20 protein-coding genes are annotated in these 21,232 nt (G+C 62.1%); 7 read left to right on the forward strand and 13 right to left on the reverse strand.

All coding sequences use genetic code 11. From position 1 onward, the window contains the following. Positions 1-15: 15 nt before the first annotated feature. The 7 genes from O4H62_RS24875 to hpaR all read right to left on the reverse strand — a co-directional run bounded on the left by O4H62_RS24875 (position 16) and on the right by hpaR (position 7,354). Entirely contained in the window at positions 16-888 is an 873-nt protein-coding gene (locus tag O4H62_RS24875; protein WP_269391585.1) for an amidohydrolase family protein, read from the reverse strand. Positions 889-895: 7 nt separating this feature from the next. Further along, positions 896-2,710 carry a feruloyl-CoA synthase gene (locus tag O4H62_RS24880; protein ID WP_269391586.1) on the reverse strand — a complete coding sequence of 605 codons (1,815 nt, stop codon included), beginning with the start codon at positions 2,708-2,710 and terminating at the stop codon, positions 896-898. A gap of 22 nt (positions 2,711-2,732) precedes the next feature. Continuing rightward, positions 2,733-3,209, reverse strand: a complete 477-nt coding sequence (locus tag O4H62_RS24885) for a MarR family winged helix-turn-helix transcriptional regulator (protein WP_269391587.1) — start codon at positions 3,207-3,209, stop codon at positions 2,733-2,735. A gap of 55 nt (positions 3,210-3,264) precedes the next feature. Further along, positions 3,265-4,038: a crotonase/enoyl-CoA hydratase family protein gene (locus O4H62_RS24890; RefSeq protein WP_269391588.1), complete on the reverse strand. Its 774-nt coding sequence runs from the start codon at positions 4,036-4,038 to the stop codon at positions 3,265-3,267. 30 nt (positions 4,039-4,068) lie between these two features. Next, on the reverse strand, positions 4,069-4,836 hold the full coding sequence (locus O4H62_RS24895; protein WP_269391589.1) for an SDR family NAD(P)-dependent oxidoreductase: 768 nt from the start codon (positions 4,834-4,836) through the stop codon (positions 4,069-4,071). Positions 4,837-5,081: 245 nt separating this feature from the next. Continuing rightward, the gene (locus O4H62_RS24900; RefSeq protein WP_269391590.1) at positions 5,082-6,707 is read right to left on the reverse strand and encodes a thiamine pyrophosphate-dependent enzyme; all 1,626 of its coding nucleotides are present in this window, start codon (positions 6,705-6,707) and stop codon (positions 5,082-5,084) included. A 182-nt stretch (positions 6,708-6,889) separates the two neighbouring features. Continuing rightward, entirely contained in the window at positions 6,890-7,354 is a 465-nt protein-coding gene (hpaR, locus tag O4H62_RS24905; protein WP_269391591.1) for a homoprotocatechuate degradation operon regulator HpaR, read from the reverse strand. 21 nt (positions 7,355-7,375) lie between these two features. Between hpaR and O4H62_RS24910 the strand changes: the two genes are divergently transcribed. From O4H62_RS24910 to O4H62_RS24935, 6 genes are read left to right on the forward strand one after another with little or no spacing between them, the layout of a single operon-like run. After that, positions 7,376-7,852 carry a 5-carboxymethyl-2-hydroxymuconate isomerase gene (locus tag O4H62_RS24910; protein ID WP_269391592.1) on the forward strand — a complete coding sequence of 159 codons (477 nt, stop codon included), beginning with the start codon at positions 7,376-7,378 and terminating at the stop codon, positions 7,850-7,852. Next, a complete protein-coding gene (gene hpaE / locus O4H62_RS24915; RefSeq protein ID WP_269391593.1) occupies positions 7,849-9,354 on the forward strand; it encodes a 5-carboxymethyl-2-hydroxymuconate semialdehyde dehydrogenase in 1,506 nt (501 codons plus the stop codon). The genes O4H62_RS24910 and hpaE overlap by 4 nt, the downstream gene beginning before the upstream one ends. A 13-nt stretch (positions 9,355-9,367) precedes the next feature. Next, entirely contained in the window at positions 9,368-10,348 is a 981-nt protein-coding gene (gene hpaD / locus O4H62_RS24920; RefSeq protein WP_269391594.1) for a 3,4-dihydroxyphenylacetate 2,3-dioxygenase, read from the forward strand. Between the two features lie 58 nt (positions 10,349-10,406). Continuing rightward, positions 10,407-11,261, forward strand: a complete 855-nt coding sequence (locus O4H62_RS24925) for a fumarylacetoacetate hydrolase family protein (RefSeq protein WP_269391595.1) — start codon at positions 10,407-10,409, stop codon at positions 11,259-11,261. Next, positions 11,258-12,058 (forward strand): 2-oxo-hept-4-ene-1,7-dioate hydratase, encoded by an 801-nt coding sequence (gene hpaH, locus O4H62_RS24930; protein WP_269391596.1) that lies wholly within the window; start codon positions 11,258-11,260, stop codon positions 12,056-12,058. Before O4H62_RS24925 ends, hpaH begins: the two co-directional genes overlap by 4 nt. A gap of 10 nt (positions 12,059-12,068) precedes the next feature. Further along, positions 12,069-12,842: an HpcH/HpaI aldolase/citrate lyase family protein gene (locus O4H62_RS24935; RefSeq protein ID WP_269391597.1), complete on the forward strand. Its 774-nt coding sequence runs from the start codon at positions 12,069-12,071 to the stop codon at positions 12,840-12,842. A 34-nt stretch (positions 12,843-12,876) separates the two neighbouring features. On the opposite strand, the gene O4H62_RS24940 is transcribed toward O4H62_RS24935, so the two are convergent. From O4H62_RS24940 to O4H62_RS24965, 6 genes are all read right to left on the reverse strand, one after another. After that, a complete protein-coding gene (locus O4H62_RS24940) occupies positions 12,877-13,713 on the reverse strand; it encodes an ABC transporter permease (protein ID WP_269391635.1) in 837 nt (278 codons plus the stop codon). Positions 13,714-13,796: 83 nt separating this feature from the next. Beyond that, the gene (locus tag O4H62_RS24945) at positions 13,797-14,732 is read right to left on the reverse strand and encodes an ABC transporter permease (RefSeq protein ID WP_269391598.1); all 936 of its coding nucleotides are present in this window, start codon (positions 14,730-14,732) and stop codon (positions 13,797-13,799) included. Positions 14,733-14,737: 5 nt separating this feature from the next. Continuing rightward, entirely contained in the window at positions 14,738-15,739 is a 1,002-nt protein-coding gene (locus tag O4H62_RS24950) for an ABC transporter ATP-binding protein (RefSeq protein ID WP_269391599.1), read from the reverse strand. Beyond that, on the reverse strand, positions 15,736-16,761 hold the full coding sequence (locus O4H62_RS24955; RefSeq protein ID WP_269391600.1) for an ABC transporter ATP-binding protein: 1,026 nt from the start codon (positions 16,759-16,761) through the stop codon (positions 15,736-15,738). Before O4H62_RS24955 ends, O4H62_RS24950 begins: the two co-directional genes overlap by 4 nt. A 62-nt stretch (positions 16,762-16,823) precedes the next feature. Further along, positions 16,824-18,491, reverse strand: a complete 1,668-nt coding sequence (locus tag O4H62_RS24960) for an ABC transporter substrate-binding protein (protein WP_430538519.1) — start codon at positions 18,489-18,491, stop codon at positions 16,824-16,826. 182 nt (positions 18,492-18,673) lie between these two features. Then, the gene (locus O4H62_RS24965; RefSeq protein WP_269391601.1) at positions 18,674-20,143 is read right to left on the reverse strand and encodes an alkaline phosphatase family protein; all 1,470 of its coding nucleotides are present in this window, start codon (positions 20,141-20,143) and stop codon (positions 18,674-18,676) included. 203 nt (positions 20,144-20,346) lie between these two features. Between O4H62_RS24965 and O4H62_RS24970 the strand changes: the two genes are divergently transcribed. After that, a complete protein-coding gene (locus tag O4H62_RS24970; RefSeq protein WP_269391602.1) occupies positions 20,347-21,165 on the forward strand; it encodes a sugar phosphate isomerase/epimerase family protein in 819 nt (272 codons plus the stop codon). The last annotated feature ends 67 nt before the right edge of the window (positions 21,166-21,232 follow it).

Consider the following 21,232-nt stretch of genomic DNA (forward strand, 5'->3'; position numbering starts at 1 on the left):
TCCGCTGGAGGAAACCTAGGATACACCCAGCAGCCGCATGGCATTTTCCTTCAGGATCAGCGGCCGCACTTCTTCCTTGAAATCGGCCTTGTCGAAGGCGTCCAGCCATTTTTCCGGTGCGATCATCGGCCAGTCCGAACCAAACAGCATCTTCTTCTTCAGAAGCGTGTTGGCGTAGCGGATGAGAATCGGCGGGAAGTATTTCGGCGACCATCCGGAAAGGTCGATATAGACATTGGGCTTGTGGGACGCGATCGACAGCGCCTCTTCCTGCCAGGGGAACGAGGGATGCGCCAGAATGATCGGCATGTCGGGGAGATCCACCGCCAGGTCGTCGATATACATCGGGTTCGAATATTTGAGCCGCATGCCGTTGCCGCCGCGCATGCCCGAGCCGACACCGGTCTGACCGGTGTGAAACAAGGCCGGCTTGCCGGTTTCCGCGATCGCCTCGTAAAGATCGTAGGCCATCCGGTCATTGGGATAGAAGCCCTGCATGGTCGGGTGGAACTTGAAGCCCTGGACGCCGTGGTTCTTCACCAGGTCGAGCGCTTCGCGCGCACCGAGCTTGCCCTTGTGCGGATCGATCGAGGCGAACGGAATCAGGATATCACTTTCCTTGGCGCAGGCCTCGGCAACCTCGTAATTGTTGTAACGGCGGAAACCGGTCTCGCGCTCGGCATCGACCGGGAAGATCACCGCCGCGATATTCATCTCGCGATAATGCGCCGCGGTTTCGGCAATGGTCGGCGGATGCTCCCAGGGTGCGCCGAAATATTTCGCCATCCTGCTCTGCAGATCATCATAGCCGTCATCGGCATGGCAGCCGCAGGGCTCCTCGGCATGGGTATGCGTGTCGATTGCGCGGACTTTTGAAAAATCTACCATTGTTTCCTCACACCCGGATCAGCGCCGGATCTTCATTGTCATAGAGCCGTTCGAGAAGATCGGCTCGGCGGGTGATGACCTTGCGGACATTGAGCGACCCCTTGTCCGTCATCTCTGAATCCTTCAGGCTCGGCGGCTCGGCAAGAATGATGGCGCGGGTGATCCGCTTTGCCGATCCGGTCGCGGCCTTGGCCATGACGCGCAATCGGTTCTCGATGGCCGACTGCAGTTCGGCGTCGATCACCGCTCCTTCCGATGTGGTATCGCCATGCACCTGGCCCGGCTTCGGGAAGATGAACAGGCCGATCTCGCCCCGGTCATGGCCGCAGATGACGACATCCTGCACAAGCCCGCGCAAATGCTCAAGCGCATCGAGCCGCAACCTGCCGGCCTGCACCCAGGTCCCGGTCAACAGCTTGAAATCCTCGGACACGCGGCCGTCAAAGATCAATCCCCGGTCTGGATCATCCGGATTGACGAACCGCACAGCGTCCCCGGTGATGAGAAACCCTTCCTCGTCGAAGGCGGCGGCCGATTTTTCCGCGTCCCCCCAGTACCCGGCCATCACGTTGGGGCCCTTGACCCGCAACTCGCAACGCATCTCGTCATCCGGGATCAGCTTGATCTCGGTGCCCGGCAGCGGCACGCCGATCACACCGGACCGGCCGATGGGCTCGTGCACCATCAGCGTCGCAGGCGCCGTTTCGGTCATGCCCCAGCTCGAAATCATCAGCGGCAGCTTGCCGCGGATTTCGATCGCCATCTCCTCGAGCCGCGTCCAGATTTCCTGCGGCAACGACGCACCGGCATAAAACAGCATGTCCAGATCGCTGAAATAAGCCTTCCGCAGCGCCATGTTGGTCTCCATCTCATGCACCAGCATGGCAAAGCCGACCGGCACATTGAAGGATAGCGTGCCTGGCTTGTCGATGACATTCCGGATCGTATCCGGGAAGCCGGTACTCGTCGGCTTTCCATTGTCGATGTAAAGGCTTCCGCCATGCGCCAGCATCATCAGCGTGTTGTGCGAGCCGCCGAAGACATGGTTCCACGGCAGCCAGTCCATGATCCGCGGCGGCCGTTCCTTGAGGAACGGAAGCACGCTGGCCATCTGGGCCTGGTTGGTGCACATCATCTTCTGTGTGGTCAGCACGCCCTTCGGATCCGAGGAGGATCCTGAAGTAAAGAGTATCTTGGCAAGCGTTTCGGGGCCAACTTTCGCATGAACGCTGTCGAGGTCGACGCCGCTGTCGCCACGCAACAGCTCAGCGAACGGCGTCACCTTGACCGGCGATTTCCCGGTCATGCTTGCGACGATCTCGACACCTTCGAGCTCGGGCCGCGAGATCGCGGCGCCATAGCGCGAGGCTTCGTCGACGAAGGCCATGGTCGGCCGCACCTTGTTGAGCACATAGACAAGCCGGTCATGCGCTTCAGGAATCAGCGAATACTGCTCGGCCAGCGGAACCGTCGGAACTCCGGCATATTGTGCGCCCAGGGACAGCAATGCGTGATCGAGGCTGTTGCCCGACATGATGACGATAGGGGTCGAGGCATCCATCCCGCGCGCGGCCAGGCTTGACGCAATGGCGCGGACAGCGTCGCGGACTTCCGCATACCCCATTTCGCGCCAGCCATCGCCCGACCTTTCGGCAAGGAAGATGCTCGACGGTGTCTCCTCGGCCCATTTGTCGAGCCAGACACCGGTGTTCGAGACCACCGGATCGAACGGCGTCCGGCTTGTCATCAACAAGTCGCCGGTGCGCCGCTCCATCGCGGCGGCATGAGGGACCAGTGTCAGCCCCGTTGCGTTGTCCTTCATGACGTGCCTCCCAAGCGGTCATTCAGCTCTTGCGATTGTCCTCGATGATGCGCCCGAGCAGCTCTTTCAGCGTTTTCCGCTCGGAAGCGCTCAATCCGGAAAGAATCCCGTCTTCATGGTCATGAACCTGTTTCTCTGTACGGCTCCAGAGGTTGCGGCCCTTCAGGGTTGCCCGAAGCGCATAGGACCGCCGGTCGCCTTCCACCCTGTTGCGGGAGATCAGGTCGGCATTCTCCAGCTCGTCGACAATGACAACAACCCCGGACCGCTCGATCTGCAGTGCCTGCGCCAACTGCGTCTGCGACATGTCCGGATTCTCGACCACGATGCCCAGCGCCGAGAAGGTCACGATCCTCAGTCCGGTCGGTTTGAGGAGGCGCACCATGTCTTCATGAACCAGCAGGTAGGCCAGCTTCATCTCGTAGCCGACGAACTGACGCAGATTGCTCTGCGTCAACTGCTCGTCCTTTGCCGCCGCCTCGGTTGCTTGCTTTTTCATGTCTGCTCCTGTCGTGACATCCTTGCCCGGCATCGCTTCGCCTGTGCCAGTGCGGTCACCGGAAAACCGGGCGCCGCTTTTCGAGGAAGGACTTGAGGCCCTCCTCCGCGTCGGCGCTCGTCTGCGACACCGCGGCACAGAGACTTTCGGCGAAAAGACCGTCCGATTTCGACATGTCGGAAATCCGGCTGATCGCCTGGATCATCATGTAGTTGGACAGGCTGGCATTGCCCGCGATCTTGGTGGCGAGCTTTTGTGCCAGCGCCATGGCTTCGCCTTCGCCGACTGAATAGTGCGTCAGTCCCAGTGCCAGGCCTTCCTCGGCCGTGTACTTGCGTCCGGTCAGCATCATCTCGCACATCCGGTCCGAGCCGATGATGCGGCCGACCCGCACCGTGGCGCCGCCACCGACGAAAATGCCGCGCATGCCCTCAGGCAGCTGGAAAATCGTCGAGGGCTCGGCAATACGCACATGGGTGGAGGTAGCCAGTTCCAGTCCGCCGCCGATCACCGCCCCGAACATCGCCGAGACAACCGGAAGACCGGAGAACTGGATGATATCCATCACCCGGTGCCAGTTACGCGAATGCCGCATCGTGCCTTCCGCATCCCGCGACACGTGCTCCGACAGGTCGAGGCCTGAGCAGTAGTGCCCCGCCGTTCCGGTCAGGATGACCGCCCTGACGCCTTCCGGCGGCGACGTGAAGAACTCCTCGAGCGCTTCGAGCAGTTCGTCGCACATGGCATTGCGCTTGGCCGGGCGGTTCATCGTCAGTGTGGCCACCGGTCCATCGACGGTCACCAACAGCATTTCACTGGAATTGGTCATCTTGATCTGTGCAATCCTATATTTGCGGGCCTATTTTGCAGGCATGCGGGCTGCACCATCCAACCGGATGACGCAACCGTTCAGCATCGAATTTTCGACAATCTGCTGGACCAGTTGCGCGTATTCAGCGGGCAAACCCATCCGGCTCGGGAAAGGTACATTCTTCAGAATGTCCCCGCGAACATCGTCGGGCAGTCCGGCGCTCATGCCGGTTTCGAACAGGCCTGGCGCGATGGCAACAACCCGGATCCCGAACCGCGCCAGCTCCCGCGCCGCCGGCAGCGTCATCGAGACCACTCCGCCCTTTGACGCGGAATAGGCCACCTGCCCGATCTGGCCATCCTCGAACGCCACCGAAGCGGTGTTGACGATCACGCCCCGCGTTCCGTCTTCATCCAGAGGCTCGGCGGCCGCCATCGCCCGGGCGGCGACATTCATGACAGCATAGGTCCCCATCAGGTTCACTTGGATCGTGCGGTCGAATATCCCGGTCGTCAGCGAGCCGTCACGCGGCAGAATGCGCGACGCCGTGCCGATCCCGGCGCATGAAACGACCACTCGTGGCGCACCGCCAAGGGCCTGGATCGCCTTTTCGAACGCAGCCTCGACATCTGCGGCATTCGAGACATCGGCGGCAAGCGCCTCACCATTGACGTCGCCGGCTACCCGCCTGGCCGCCTCCAGCGAAAGATCGAGCACTGCCACCCGGGCACCGGCTGCTGCGAGACGGTGGGCTGTTGCCTCGCCCAGTCCGCTACCGCCGCCGGTTACCAGCGCGATGGTTCCGTTCAGATTCATGGTGCCTCTCCTCATTCCTCCGAAATTGTGATCAAAAATAACTGTTGTGTCAATGAACAATCACTGCTGGAAACAAACCCGCACCGACATGATCCCGACCTCCGGGACCCGTCAGCCTTGGTCAATCCTTGCGATGTCAATTCGGGTAACGGACGTTGCAATATAAGTAAGTGAACACTTACCTATATCGACCAGATGAAACTCGACCTGGATCACACGGCATGGGGACCGATAGAATGCGTCTTCTAGCTCAACGGCGCCGGATGGATGAACGGCCAGGGCGAGCTGTCCGAACCACGTGGGATGGCAACTTCGATCACCACAGGCTCATCGGCCTGCAAGGCTTCGGCAAGTTTGCCCCGGAGATCTTCGGGACTGTCGGCTTTCATGGCGATGACGCCGAAAGATTTTGCCAGAGCGACAAAATCGGGATTTTCCAGATCGGCGCCGAGCAGCCGGTTGCCATAGACCGCCTGCTGGTCCCTCCGTACATTGCCGTAAGCCGAGTTGTTGAAGACGATCACCACCACCGCGATGCCGAATTGTTTTGCCGTCGCCAGTTCCTGGACACCGAACATGAAGCCGCCGTCGCCCGAAACGGAAACCACGGCCTTGTCCGGATTGGCGACCTTCACACCCAGCGCCGAGTTGAAGCCAAAGCCCAGATTGTCCTGGTAACCGCAGGTGACATATTGGCGGGCCGCATAGACCGGGAAGCACATCCGCGCAGTGAAACCGACCTGTGAAACCTCTTCGACAAAGAAGCCGTCGCGCGGCAGCACGTCGCGGATCACCCGAAGATAGCCTTCCTGCGGCTGAACACTGGTCAGCGCTTCTGCCGCGTCCGCTTTCAGCTTCGCGAGCTCGGCTTCGCGCGAGGATCGCGCAGGCAACCCCTTGAGCTCGTCAATCAGCGCGCGGACGCCCGCAGCCGAGTCCGTCACCAGGCCGACATCCGGTTTCAGCCGCACCATCTCGGTCGGATCGATATCGACCCGCACGATCTTCAGTCCCCTGGGCATCCAGCGCCAGCGGAAAAACTGAAGCTCGAGCCGCGAGCCGATGCCGATCAGCAGGTCGCAAGTCTGCCAGTACTGCCAGGCGGCCGGCGGCAGCAGCGCAAGCGGATCGTCATCGGGCAGAATGCCCTTGCCCGAGCGGTGCGCGGTGGCTGGCGCCTGCAGCAGCCGCGCCAGTTCGGCCACTTCGGCCTCCGCGCCGATGGCTCCGGAGCCGAGCATGATCATCGGGTTCTTCGCGGCACTGATCAGTGCCGCGGCCTTGGCGACAGTTTCGGGATCGGGCCGGGGAGCGGTGACCGGTCGAGCGGCCTCCGGCATGTCGACCTCGGCCGCCATGCCGAACACATCCCACGGCGCCTCGACACCGACCGGCCGCTGACGGCCCGACAGCATCTGCTTGAAGGCCTCGTCCATCACCGCGCCGGCTTCCGTCGGATGATTGATCCGCTCGGCCCACTTGGTCAGCCCCTTGAGCGTGCCGAGGTGGTCGGGCAGTTCGTGCAGCTGTCCCCTGCCCTGGCCGATCAGATGCGACATGATATTGCCGGTCAGGCATATCACCGGGGCATTGGCGCCGTAGGCGGTACACAGCGCGGCGCCCGAGTTGAGAAGCCCCGGCCCCGGCACCACCGTGTAAGCCCCCACCCGTCCGCTCGACTTGGCATAGCCATAGGCCATGTAGCCCGCACCCTGCTCGTGACGTGTATGGATGAACCGGATGCTCCCTGCCTCCCGCGCCAGCGCGTCGTTGAAATCATACATGTGCGCGCCGGGAATGCCGAACACGGTATCCACGCCGTTGGCAATCAGCGACTTGGCCATTACTTCGCCGGTGGTCATGCGGGTCATCGGAGTATCCTAACTTGCAATGCTGAAAATCTGGACGGCATTGGTTTCGCCCCGCCTTCCGGGCCCGGTTTGAGTCCGATCCTGCTCATCTCGCCTGGATGTCCCGGCAAAACCTGGTCGTACAGTTGCTGTTTCACGGCCGCTCCATTGGACAGCTTGATTTCTCCGCCATCACGCTGCCCTCACATCCGTATCTGCTGAAGTTCATCCAGCAGGTCGAGCAGCAGGTCCAGCTTCTCGCGTCCGAACTCCGCCTCCACTGTGGCGAATATCTGCGCGTTGCGTTGGCGATGTCTGGCAATCAGTGCCTTTCCCGCAGCCATGACACTGACCAGGGTCCGGCGCCGGTCGGCCTCGTCAGTCTTCCGTCCAACCAGCCCATCACTCTCCATCGAGCGCAGGATCCTGGTCAGGCTTGGAAGCTGAAGGCAGGCGGCCTGGGCAATGGCTGTCTGTTCCATTTCGCCGGCCTCGTCGACAACCCGCAGAACCCGCCACTGCTGCTCCGAGATGCCGCTTTGCTGCAACATCTCCCGAATCGGAACCATGATACGTTCACGCGTCCGGAGCAGCGCGATCGGCAGCGAGCGGGATGTCGGTCCAAAATGGGAGGAGCCGTTTGTCGGCCTGGAATCAGGTTTGTCCATGATCTCTCTGACACTCCGCGGTTGGGTATCGCCGACCTTGCAGCAGAATGGTTGACAAGGCAACAAATATTACTTAACAAAGCAATTATCTGGGAGGATAGCAGAATGCCGCATTTCCATATCGATTATTCCGCAAACCTCGAGGAGAGGCTTGAGATCGCCGATCTTCTGATCGTGCTTCGAGATGCGGCGATGGAAACCGGCATCTTTCCGCTTGCCGGCATCCGCATCCGCGCCACCGCCAGTGATCACTGGCTCATCGCCGACGGCAATCCCGATCATGCGTTCGTGGATATCTCCATTCGCCTGCGCGCCGGCCGCGCCGCTGAAGCCAAAAAACAGGCTACCGAGCACATTTTCGCAGCCGCCGAAGCCTTCTGCGCCGAAGTGATGGCGACATCTTCATTCATGTTGTCGCTTGAGCTGCGCGACATCGATCCCGAACTGAGCCCAAAGGCCAGTTCGATCCGCAAATATCTTCCGGGAGACGGCAAATGAGCGACCTTTCCACCCATCTGGCCAAACTCGAGGCTCACCTGGCCCGCTTCCGCGACAAGGGAATCCTTAACCTGATCGGCGGGAAGGACGTCGCTGGGTCCGCAACCTTCGAAACCCGGTCGCCGGTCGATGAAAGCCTGATCTGCAACGTTGCCAGGGGCACTGCCGCGGATATCGATTCGGCCGCCAAGGCCGCCAAGGCCGCGTTTCCCGCCTGGTCCGCCATGAGCGGCGAAGCCCGCAAGAAGATCCTCCACAAGATCGCCGACCTCATCGTCGAGCGGGCCGAGGAAATCGCCCTGTGCGAATGCTGGGACACCGGCCAAGCCTACCGCTTCATGTCCAAGGCAGCCCTGCGCGGAGCGGAGAATTTCCGCTACTACGCCGATCTCGCCCCCAGCGCCCGCGATGGCCAATCGCTGCCGACACAGTCCCATCTGAACATTACCAGCCGCAGCGCAATCGGCCCGGTCGGCGTCATCACCCCGTGGAACACGCCGTTCATGCTGTCCACCTGGAAGATTGCTCCGGCGCTCGCCGCCGGCTGCACGGTGGTGCACAAGCCGGCGGAGTTCAGCCCGCTGACCGCCCGTATCCTCGCCGAGATCGCCCACGAGGCAGGCCTGCCGGCCGGCGTGTGGAACCTGGTCAACGGCTTCGGCGAAGACACCGGCAAGGCCCTGACCGAGCATCCCGACATCAAGGCCATCGCCTTTGTCGGCGAAAGCCGCACAGGCTCCATGATCATGAAGCAGGGCGCCGATACGCTGAAGCGCGTTCATTTCGAACTCGGCGGCAAGAACCCGGTCATCGTCTTCGATGACGCCGATCTCGAACGTGCGCTCGATGCGGCGATCTTCATGATCTATTCGCTCAATGGCGAACGCTGCACATCCTCGAGCCGGCTGCTGGTGCAGGAAACCATTGCCGACGAGTTCGAAGCCAGGCTCGCCGAACGGGTCAACAGGATCAAGGTCGGCCACCCGCTCGACCCCGCCACCGAAATCGGACCGCTGATCCACAAGGTGCATTTCGACAAGGTCACCGACTATGTCAGCATCGGCAAGGCCGACGGGGCGACCCTCGCCGCCGGCGGTGAGCGGATCGGCGATGCAGGATGGTTCATTCAGCCGACGCTGTTTACCCATGCCGACACATCGATGCGCATTGCCGAGGAGGAGGTCTTCGGTCCGTTCCTCACCTCCATCCGCTTCAGGGACGAGGCCGAGGCGTTGGCCATCGCCAACGACGTCCAGTACGGCCTCACCGGCTATATCTGGACCAATGATGTCACTCGCGCCCTGCGCTTCTCCGATGCGCTCGAGGCCGGGATGATCTGGGTGAACTCAGAAAACGTGCGCCACCTGCCCACGCCGTTCGGCGGCGTCAAGTCCAGCGGCATCGGCCGCGACGGCGGGCAATGGTCATTCGAATTCTACATGGAACAGAAGAACGTGGCCTTCGCCCTGGGCCAGCACAAGATCCAGCGCCTGGGCGCCTGAGGAGGAAAAGATCATGGCCATTCCGGCACCCAACCTGAACCCGCCCTTCAACATTGTCCGGCTCAGCCATACCGAGCTGCGCGTCACCGATCTCGCCTGGTCGCGCGGATATTATGTCGACACGCTCGGGCTGCAGGTCACCCACGAGGATGCGGACACGATCTACCTGCGAGCGATGGAGGAACGCGGTCACCACTGCATGATCTTGAAGCAGGCAGAGCGGCCATCGGTCGGCGTGCTCGGCTTCAAGGTCTGGAGCGAGGAGGACCTCGACAAGGCCGAGAGTTGGTTCAGGTCACGCGACCTTCCCACCTCCTGGATCGAGCGTCCGTTCATGGGACGAGTGTTGAGCACCCGCGATCCCTTCGGCGTTCCCCTGGAATTTTATGCGAAGATGGACCGGCTGGAGCCGATCCATCAGAAATACAAACTCTATCGCGGCGTCAAGCCGCTCAGGATCGACCACTTCAACCTGTTCTCCTCCAATGTCGACGAAAGCGTCAAATTCTACGGAGACATCGGGTTCCGCGTCACCGAATACACCGAGGATTCGATCACCGGCCGCAGCTGGGCCGCCTGGATGCACCGCAAGGGCGGCGTCCACGATATCGCCTTTACCAACGGTACCGGCCCGCGCCTACACCACACGGCGTTCTGGGTGCCCACGCCGATGAACATCATCGATCTTCTCGATCTGATGTCGACGACGGGCTACCTCGCCAATGTCGAGCGCGGCCCGGGCCGTCACGGCATCTCCAACGCATTCTTTCTCTATATCCGCGACCAGGACGGCCATCGCACGGAGATCTATTGCTCGGATTACCAGACCATCGACCCGGATCACGAACCGATCAAATGGGATCTCAAGGATCCGCAGCGTCAGACGCTCTGGGGCGCGCCGGCTCCGCGCAGCTGGTTCGAGCTGGGATCGGAATTCGAAGGCGCGGAGCTGGTGGAAAGCGACCTCAAGTCTCAGCCCATCATTGCACCGTGAGCATGGCGAGATCGTCTGAATTCGTCCGTATCAATCCGGATCTGCATGGGAGAACCCGATGAACCTGGCAACATTCACCGCCGGCGGACAGCAATTCTGGGGCGCCGTGGCGAACGGCGGCATGGTAGCCTTGTCGCCGGATTTCCCGCGGTGGAAAACCCTGCGCAACGTCATCGAGGCGGGTACGGTGCAAACCGTGCTGGACGCCGCTGCCGGCAAGCCGGTTTCCCATCCTGATGGCAGCTTCCGCTGGGATATCCCTGTTCCGGACCCGGAGAAGATCATCTGTGTCGGCGTCAACTTCCCCGACCGCAACGCCGAATACAAGGACGGCCAGGAAGCGCCGCCCAACATGAGCCTGTTCATCCGCTTCCCGCGCTCCTTCGTCGGCCACGAGACGCCGCTCACCCGCCCGCCGGAAACGCCGCAACTCGACTATGAAGGCGAGATCGCCATCGTGATCGGCAAGGGCGGGCGCCGGATACAGGAAGCAGAAGCCCTGTCCCACATCGCCGCGCTGACACTCTGCAACGAAGGCACTCTGCGCGACTGGGTCCGGCACGCGAAATTCAACGTCACACAAGGCAAGAACTGGGACGGCTCCGGCGCCATGGGCCCCTGGCTGGTGCCTTTCACCGATCCCTCTCAAATCGTCGACATACATCTGCAGACCAGGGTCAATGGCGAGACCCGGCAGGACGATCGCACCGGCCGCATGCTCTTCCCCGTGGCCCGGCAGATCGCCTATATCTCGACCTTCACCACGCTTGTCCCCGGGGATATCATCGTTACCGGCACGCCGACCGGCGCCGGCGCCCGCTTTGATCCGCCCGTCTGGCTGGTGCCGGGCGACACCATCGAGATCGAAGCAGACGGCATCGGCACCTTGCGCAACGGAGTGGTCGACGAATGACACCCGAACAGATTGAAGAAGCCGCAATCCGTTTGTTCGAGGCTGAGAAGACTGGCATTCAATGCGGGCTCCTGAGCCTGGCCTATCCGGGCATGACGCTGGACGACGCCTATGCAGTGCAGTCCGCCCTGGTCGCGAGGAAGCGCGCCTCCGGTCTCGGCATCATCGGCTGGAAGATCGGCCTGACCAGCCGCGCCATGCAGCAGGCGCTGAACATCACCACGCCCGACAGCGGCGTGCTGCTCGAAGACATGCTGTTTGCAAACGGCGCGGCGATCCCCGCGGGGCGGTTCATCCAGCCGCGTGTCGAAGCGGAGATTGCCTTTGTCATGAAAACCGATCTCGCCGGCGCGAACGTGACCCGAGACGATGTGCTCTCCGCCACCGCCCATGTCGCCCCCTCGCTCGAAATCCTCGACACCCGCATCCTGCGGGTGGATCCCGAAACCGGCAAAGCGCGGATCATCACCGACACCATCTCCGACAATGCCGCCAATGCCGGCATCGTTCTGGGCAAGGAACGTCACGCCATCGACGCGTTTGACCTGCGCCGGGTCGGGGCCATCGTCAAACGCGACGGCATCGTTGAAGAAACCGGTCTCGGCGCCGGCGTGCTAGATGATCCAGTGACCGGGATTCTCTGGCTGGTTCATCGCCTCGCCCGGTATGGAGACGGCCTTTCCGCAGGCGACATTGTTCTGTCGGGCTCCTTCATCCGCCCGATCGAAGCCCCGTCAGGATCAGCATTCGAAGCCGATTTCGGCGATTTTGGTTCGGTCTCCGTGTCATTCAGCTAAGGATTTTTCCATGCCAGCTCCCGTAAACACGCTCAAGCACCGGCTTCAGGCCGGCGAAACCCTGATCGGTTGCTGGCTTGGCCTGGCCGAACCCTATCTGGCCGAAATCTCAGCCACTGCCGGGTTTGACTGGTTGCTGATTGACGGCGAGCATGCGCCCAATGATATCCGTTCGATGGCCGCGCAACTGGCAGTGCTCGAAGCAAGTGGGGCATCGACGGTGATCCGCCTGCCCGATGACGATCCGGCCAGGATCAAGCAGGCACTCGATATCGGCGCCCAAACCTTGCTGATCCCGATGGTCGAGAGCGCCTCGCAGGCTGAACGCATCTACCGCGCCACCCGCTACCCGCCGCTTGGCTTCCGCGGTGTCGGCTCCGCCCTCGCCCGTGCCTCGAAATTTGCCGCCATTCCCGACTACCTGACCACTGCCGACGATCAGATCTGCGTGCTGGCCCAGGTTGAAAGCCGGGCCGGCCTCGAAGCCCTGGACGCGATACTCGCCATTGACGGCATCGACGGCGTGTTCATCGGCCCCTCCGATCTGGCCGCTGACATGGGCCATATCGGCAGGCCGGCGGAACCGGCCGTCAAGCACGCCGTGCTCGACGCACTCAAGCGCATTCGCGCTGCCGGAAAGATCGCCGGCGTGCTCTCCATGGATCCCGCCTACATCGCCGATTGCAGGGACGCCGGGGCAAACTTTTTGGGAGTCGGCATCGACGTCACCTTGTTTGCTGGCGCCATGAGGGCGCATGCGATGAAGTACAAATCAGACACCTGAGTTCCGCACGGGCACGGTTGAGAGCGCTGCAGCATCAATCCAGCGTCGGGTCGAACTTGTCGCGCATCCAGTCACCGAGAATCGAGATCGACAGGGTCGTGACAACGATCGCGGCGCTTGGCGCCAGCATGATCCAAGGCGCCGACTGGATGTAGTCGCGGCCGTAGCCGACCATATTGCCAAGCGAAGTCATCGGCGGCTGAACGCCAAGACCGAGAAAGGAGAGGCCGGACTCGAGCAGGATCACCTCCGGGAAGTTCAGCGTCAGCGAGACGATCAGCGTCGAGGCGATGTTGGGCAGGATATGCCGGGCATAGATCCGGATCGGCGTCGCCCCCAGATCGCGCACCGCCGTGGCGTAACCGCGCTCATTGGCCGAAATGGCAAGTCCCCTGGAGATGCGCGCAATCCGCTCCCAGCCGTAAAAGCCCATCAGGATCGTGAACAGGAACAGCGAGCTGCCGAGAAACGCAAGCACGGCCAGAGCGATAATCATGAACGGCATAGCGGCCTGCGCATCGATCAGCATCAGGATGACCTGCTCGACTCGCCCCCGGAAATAGGCGGCAAGGAACCCGAGCGACACGCCGACAATGGCGGCGATCAGCGTCGACAGGAACGCGATGACCATCGAGATCCGGATCGAAACGATCAGCCGGGACAGCACGTCGCGGCCGAGCTCGTCGGTCCCGAGCGGGTGAACCCAGCTACCCCCCATGAAAACCGGAGGGATCAGCCGGGCTCTCAGGTCGAGCGCCATGAAGTCGTAGGGCGCGATCCATTTCGCGCCAATCACCACGACTGCAATCAGCCCGATCCAGAACAGCGCAATCAGCACCAGCGGCGGCCAGGCTTCGAAGAAGGCCCCCATCCGGCTTTTTGACGTGAAGACGCTGCCGCTCGCATGTGCAGGAGAGGCCGGTTCAAGGCCAGGTGTGGTATCGATTGTCATTATCAGCTCCCGGCCTGAAGCCGCTTGATACGAAGACGCGGATCGACGATCCCGTAGAGGATGTCGACGGCGAGATTGGCGCCAACCATGGTCAGGCCGACAAGCAGCAGGATGACCTGGACCACGGCCAGATCGCGGTTGGCGACCGCATTGACAAGGAGCCGCCCGACGCCCGGCCAGGAAAAGACGCTTTCCACCACCACCGCACCCGCCACCAGCGAACCGACCAGAAAGCCGATGATCGTAAGCGTCGGAATCGCGGCATTCGGCAGGGCATGGCTGCGCACGACATTCCGCCACAACAATCCCTTCGCCGAAGCAGTCCGGATATAGGGTTGCCCCAATACTTCGAGCATGGCCGATCGGGTGAAGCGCGCAATGACGGCAGCGCCCACCAGGCCCATGGTGACGGTCGGCAACACCGCATGCGCCCAGGTGTCCGAGCCGCCGGATGGCAGCCAGCCGAGCCAGACCGCGAAGATCATCGCCAGCACCAGCCCGAGCACGAAACTCGGCACGGTGAATCCCGCCACCGACAACATCATGATCAGCCGGTCCACCCAGGTGTTGCGGTAGAGCGCGGCCACGACGCCGGCCGGCAGGCCGATGGCAAGCTTGATGAACAGCGCCGGCAAGGTGATTGCCAGCGTCAGGGGGATGCGCTCGCCGACGACGACCAGCGCCGAGCGCCCGTCCCGCATCGAGTTGCCCAGGTCGCCTTGGGCCACGGCCACGAAATACTTGAAGTACTGAACCCATATCGGCTGGTCGAGGCCCCAGTTCCGCCGGAAGGCTTCGAAGGCTTCAGGCGGCGCTTCCGGCCCCAGAATGATGATCGCCGGGTCACCCGACAACCTGAGCACCACGAAGGCCGCTGAAACGATCAGCGTCACTGTCACCAGCGCGCGAAAAATCTTCATCAAGAGATACTGGACCATGATTCCTACTCCGCCGCCTGAGCAGCCGGCGCGGCGCCCGCGTTGACCAGATGACAGGCCACCGCATGGCCCCCACTTGTCACCAGCTGCGGAACCTCGTTTCTGCAGGAAGCTTGGGCGATCGGGCAACGGGTGTGAAAGCTGCAGCCCGACGGCACGTCGACGGGGCTTGGAGGATCCCCCTCAAGCACGATCCGCTCCCGTTTTCCCCGCCGTGCAGGCGTCGGAATGGCCGAGACGAGCGCCTTGGTGTAGGGGTGCTGGGGACGCCGGAACACCTCTTCCGGCAGGCCCGATTCGACGATGCGGCCGAGATACATCACCGCCACCCGGTCCGACATCTGGCGAACGACCTTCAGATCATGGCTGATGAACAGGGCAGCGAATCCGGTGCGCTCGCGCAGGTCGTCGAGCAGGTTGAGCACCTGGGCCTGGATCGATACGTCAAGCGCCGAAACAGGCTCGTCGCACACCAGCAGGTCCGGTTCCAGCGCCAGTGCCCGCGCGATCACCACGCGCTGGCGTTGCCCGCCTGAAAGCTCGTGCGGATAGCGCATGGCCATGTCCGGCCTGAGCCCGACGGACTCCATCAGAAGGGCAGAGCGTTCGGTCCGCTCTGCTGCCAACATTTCAGGATTGTGGATCTCGAACGGTTCGGCGATCTGGGTGATCACCGGCAGTCGCCGGTCGAGCGCGCCGAGCGGATCCTGGTAGATCATCTGCATCCGCCGACGCATCGCCCGCCACTGTGCATCGTGCCTGGCGGTCACTCGCGTTCCGGCGAATTCAACCGTGCCCGCGGTCGCCGGTATCAGGCCCAGCACCAGCTTGGCCGTGGTCGACTTGCCGCAGCCCGATTCCCCGACCAGACCCAAGGTACGGCCCTTCTCGATCGAGAAGGAAACGCCATCGACCGCCTTGAGCGATGCCTTGCGGCCAAACAGCCCCTCGGGGATATGCACCTCGTAATGCCGCTTCAGATCCTTGGCCTGCAACAGGGCGCTCATGCCGGCACCAGCACGTGTTTGTTGCCGGAAAGCCGCGCACTCTCTGCCGGCTTCTCGTCCCTGCACTTCACACAGGCGGCAAAATGACTCTGCGATTCGCCATAGGGCAGGAACGCCGGCATCCTGGCATCGCAGATCTTGCTGGCGATCGCACAGCGCGGCGCGAAGCTGCAGCCGGGCGGCAACCGGTCGGGAGCAGGAACTGTTCCGGGAATGGATTCCAGACGCCGACGCGGACCGTCGATGTCCGGAAGTGCGGCTATCAGGCCCTTCGTGTAGGGATGCGCCGGGCTATCAAACAGCGAGCCGGTATCGGCCTCCTCTATCACCCGCCCGCCATACATCACCGCCACCCGGTCGCTCATGTCTGCAACGACACCCAAATCGTGCGAAATCAACACCAGCGCCATGCCCGAGTCACGGCGCAGTTCGGTGAGCAGATCCAGAATCTGAGCCTGGATGGTGGCGTCCAGCGCCGTGGTCGGCTCATCGGCGATCAGCAGGTCGGGCTCGCCCGCGAGCGCCATGGCAATCATGATGCGCTGGTTCATGCCGCCCGACATTTCGTGCGGGTATTCCCGCAGGCGCCGCGTGGCGTTGGCAATGCCGACCCGGTCGAGAAGACGCGCTGCCTCCGCATCGGCGGAAGCCCCGGTCATGCCCCGGTGCAGTTTCAGCGCCTCGACGATCTGCCGGCCGATGCGGTGCACCGGATTGAGCGAACTTGAGGGGTCCTGGAAGATCATGGCGATGCGTCCACCGCGCAGTCCGGCGAGATCATTTTCCGGAGCACCGGCTATTTCCTGCCCGTTGAGCTGCACCGAGCCCGATATGCGCGCCCTGCTGCCAAGCAGCCCCAGGGCCGCCAGCCAGGTGATCGACTTGCCGCAACCGGATTCGCCGACAACGCCCAGAACCTCGCCCCTGGCGACAGTCAGGCTGACTCCGTGCAGCGCCCTGACAAAGCGCTTTCCCTGGTCGAAATCGATCGCCAGATCCTCAATTGACAGAAGCGTTTCCATTGGCTGGTTCTCCGTTGCGACTAAAAGGCCGGGGCGCGCAGTCCGCGCCCCGGCCCCTGGCTTCAGTTGCCCGGTGCAACGACCTGGAAGTTGTCAGCCCGGAAATCCATCGACTGGAGACCCGACCAGTTCCACTCGATGTCCTTGCGCTTGCCGAAGAAGATCGCGCTCTGGTGCAGCACCGTGTAGGCGGGATCCTCGCGCTCGGCGATTTCCAGCATCCGCCGGAAAGAAGCGCGGCGCTCTTCGAGATCGGTCGAGGTTTCGAGCTTGATGCAGAGCGCATTGAACTCTTCATTGGTCCATTCGCCGACCTGCTGCTGCTGGCCGTTCTGGCAATGCTGGTTGACGATCGAGGAGACCGGATCCGGGAACGGAGCCGAGTTCGACCAGTCGCGGACCATGCGCGGGCCGCTCTCCTTGTCGAAGATCTGCTGCCAGTTTTCCTTCATCTCGATCTTCACGTTGAGACCGATCTGGCGGAAGGATTCAGCATTGATCTGCGCTGTCGAAACCTGGTTGGTGTAGTAGTTGTTGAGGACGCGGAAGGTAATTTCCTCGCCATTGTAACCGGATTCCTGGACCAGCTTCCTGGCCAGTTCCATGTCATATTCCGGCACGGTCCAGTCAGACAGGAACATGTCGCCGTAATAGGACCACTGCAGACCGGCAGGAACCGTGGTGCGGCCATCCCAGAGCGTCTCGACGATGGTCTCGCGGTCGATCGCATGGGTCATCGCCTGTCGGATCTTCGGATTCTGCATCGGGCCGTTGTTCTTGTCGAACACCATTAGGCGGTGGTTGGTGATCGGGCCGCCGACGACTTCGAATGCGGCGTTGGATTCAACGGTGTTGATCTGGTCCGGCGGCAGGTCCGTGATGAAATCATATTCGCCGGAAAGAAGGCCGTTGACGCGGCTGGCAACTTCCGGAACCACGGCAAACCGAAGCGTCTTGATCGGCGGCTTGCCACCCCAGTAGTCGTCATGGGCTTCGAGAACCAGGATGTTGTCGGGCTTGAACTCGACCACCTTGTAGGGACCTGTACCGACCGGCTTCTGAGCGAAGGCAAGCCAGGACTCGGCTTCCTCATAGGCGCGCTTGGAGAGGATTTCCGCGCCGTAGCGGGAGATGCGGCCTTCGAGCGTCGGATCGGCGACCGTCGAGACGAAGCGGACGGTCATGTCATCGACCTTTTCAACGCGGTCGAGGTTCGGCCAGGCGCGTTTGGCGACGGCGGCCACTTCAGCCGGCGGAACCTTGCCGCCAACGGCGGTGCTGGCGCTCGCGGTGAACAGCGTCTTGCCGTCCTTGCGCGCATTGTCCTGCTCGTCGAGAAGGCCGAAGCGCTCCTTGGAGAAGGTGAAGACAACATCATCCGCCGTCATGACGTCGCCATTGTGGAACTTGACGCCGGGGCGCAGCTTCAACTCGACGGTCTTGTCGTCGATGCGCTTCCATTCGGTGGCAAGACCCGGCTTCTGCGGCAGGTCGGCGTTCTGGCGGTCGTAGTCGATGAGTGTTTCGAAAATCGAGTAGAACACGCGCGCTCCGACGTTGGACTGCTCGCGCAGCACGTCGAGTGCGCCTGCATTGACGATCTGCTGAACAGCAACCGTGATTACGGGGCGATCCTCGGCCAGAGCCTTCCCGGGCATCGTCAGCATCGTCGTTGCAAGAAGATATGCACCAATCAGCATGGCGCCTTTAAGCTTGCGGCTATGGGTCATGTTCAGTTCCTCAGCTTCGCATCTGTGCGTGGTTGTAGATCTCATGATCTCTCGCCCGGGGTCCTCGTGCAGGCCCAAAGACACGGCCACTGATATTGGCGGCATGTGACGCTCAGGATTCGTCTGGATAAATTTTTGATGACAATCCACAGACGGCGCTCCGGGTGCGGCAAGCCTCGTGCTCAGAAGCGTCCCCCGCTAAGGGGAAATGATTGCCGCCCGTCAACTCCGGACAGAACGAGATACTGCCTGAAATCACCGGATCCGGCCTCAAGACGGATCTCTCGCGGTTCCGGAGCAGTCTTTCCGAGCACCCGTTCGAGCGGCGAGCCCGTCATCGTGGCGGGCCGGTCAATACCGAGAACTGCGAGAACCGTCGGTGCGATATCCGTGAGGTTCGCGTGGTCATTTACCATGGCGACAGGCAGCGTGGCGCCGCCGAATGCAAGCACCGTGTTCATCTCGAACGGGTTGAGCCCGCCATGCATGCCGCCTCCAACCGGCACGTTGACCCCGGTCGTGTAGACACCGGCTCCCGCGAGGCCGTGTTGATCCGCTTCCGGCGACGAACGCCCGACCCAGTAGATATCCGGTGCACGAGAATGCTCGGCCCCGGCAAGAGCCCGATCGAACGCGCCGCTGATGACCGGTTCTCCGTTTGCATCGGTCCCACAAAACAAAAGCCCGGTCTCAGGCATTTCCATCAGCGCTGCGCCGAGGGCCTGAAGCCGCGAGGCATCACCGCTGAGCAATGTCAGCCCGGCCGCGGATCCCGGCGTGACGAGAACCTCAACGCCGGGCTCGCCTCGGTTTCCGGCGGCAAAGCCCTTCTCACGGAGAGCCCCGACAAGGTCAAAGGCGGAGGTAGTCGAGATCTGCCCGTGATCGCTCATCACGATCAGGAGTGTCTCATCCGCCCGCTCCGAAGCACGAACCATGTCGACGATCTTGCCGAAACAGGCATCCACATGGGCCGTCGCCGTGTCGGATTCCGGCGATCCAATTTCATGGATATGATAGGATGTGTCGGGTTCCGAGTACCAGATGATGGCGACATCCGGCTGCACCTCGGGCAGCACCAGCTCCGTCAGCACCCGCGTGGCATAGGATGCCTCATCAAGCTTGGGTGTCTTTCCGCCCGGAAGCGGACCAAACCGCTCGACGGCCTGGTCGACGGCTTCGGGCGTATCCGTGTGCTCTCTGCCGTGGATCGAGAATGTCCAGTGGCCAAGTTCCCTGGCGCGATGGCTGAGAAGCCAGGCAGACCCGGCCGAGCCCGAATGCACGACCGCGAGCCGCTTGCCGACTTCGGCCAGCGCGCAGCCGAGACCCTTGGCCTCGACGAATTCTCCATCGTGCCAGGCATTGGCCGCTCTTATGTGGGCCGCACGGGATGTGTCGAGCGGTTCACCGCCATCGATTGCCGGATGGAAGAAAGCGTTGTTGACCACGCCGTGCCGGGTGGGATGCGAGCCGGTCGCCAAGCTGGTGGTCGCCACCCTGGTCATGGACGGAAACACCGAGCGCGCCTCGCGGTACCAAAGCCCTTCGGTCAGGAACCGGCTGAGGTTGGGTGTCAGCGCTTCGGAAATGCGATCGGGACGAAGCCCGTCAAAGACGGCAATGATGACGCGGGCGACTTTGGCTGACACGACTGTTTCTCCGGTTTCCACTTTCCCGGTCTATGCGCGCGTATTGCGACAGGCGTGCTACAGGCCGGTGGAAAACCGGCATGAGCCGCGAACCTTCATCGATCCGTCATGGTTCTGATATCCGCCTGTCGCATGCCCGGCGCTATAGCCGGTCCCGCATGCGGGGCCCGATCGACCCTGCCCAATCAGGAGAAGGTTTGGCCATGAGTGATTTGCCTGTAATCGGCGCGGCGATGATGATCGCCACTTACGAAACCCATTATGATTTCATGCGCGAATTGCCGCGCGACATCGAGATTCAGGATTTTTTCGACGCCAGCCTGCTCAACGGCGACTGGGAAACCGTTGCCGCGCGCGCCCGCAAGCTGCTCGACGGCCATACGGGCCGCATCGGCATTCACGGCCCGTTCTGGGGCTTCAACATTGCATCCCAGGATCCTGATGTCCGCGCCATCGTCCGCAAGCGGTTTCACCAGGGCCTGGATGTCTGCGAGGCGATCGGCGCCAACCAGATGGTCATCCACTCGCCTTTTTCGACGTGGGATTACAACAATCTCGACAATCTCCCGAATGCCCGCGCCTCTGTCGTGGAGCGCACTCATGACGCCATCGGCGAGATCGTCAAACGCGCCGAAGACATGGGCTGCGTTCTCGTCGTCGAGAACATCGAGGACGTCGATCCGCACGCCCGGGTGGAGCTGGTCAAGAGCTTCCAGTCAGATGCCATTGCCGTTTCGATCGACACCGGCCATGCCTGCTACGCGCACGGTTCGACTGGTGCCCCGCCGATCGATTACTATGTCGGTGCGGCAGGCAACCTGTTGCAGCACGTTCATTTGCAGGACGCCGATGGTTACGCGGACCGTCACTGGAGCCTCGGCGAAGGCATCATCCGCTGGCATCCGGTCTTTGCAGCCCTTGGTTCGCTGACGTCCAATCCACGCCTGATCGTCGAGATCCGCGACAAGGACAAGATCCCGGCTTCGGTTGCCCATCTGCAATCCCTGGGGCTTGGGCAGTAAGCTTCGATCCAGAATGCGTCAGGCAGGGGCGGGATTGGTCGATGTTCCCGCTCCTGTCGGCGTTCAA

This window comes from Parahoeflea alexandrii (assembly GCF_027214025.1).
Classification (GTDB): domain Bacteria; phylum Pseudomonadota; class Alphaproteobacteria; order Rhizobiales; family Rhizobiaceae; genus Hoeflea; species Hoeflea alexandrii_A.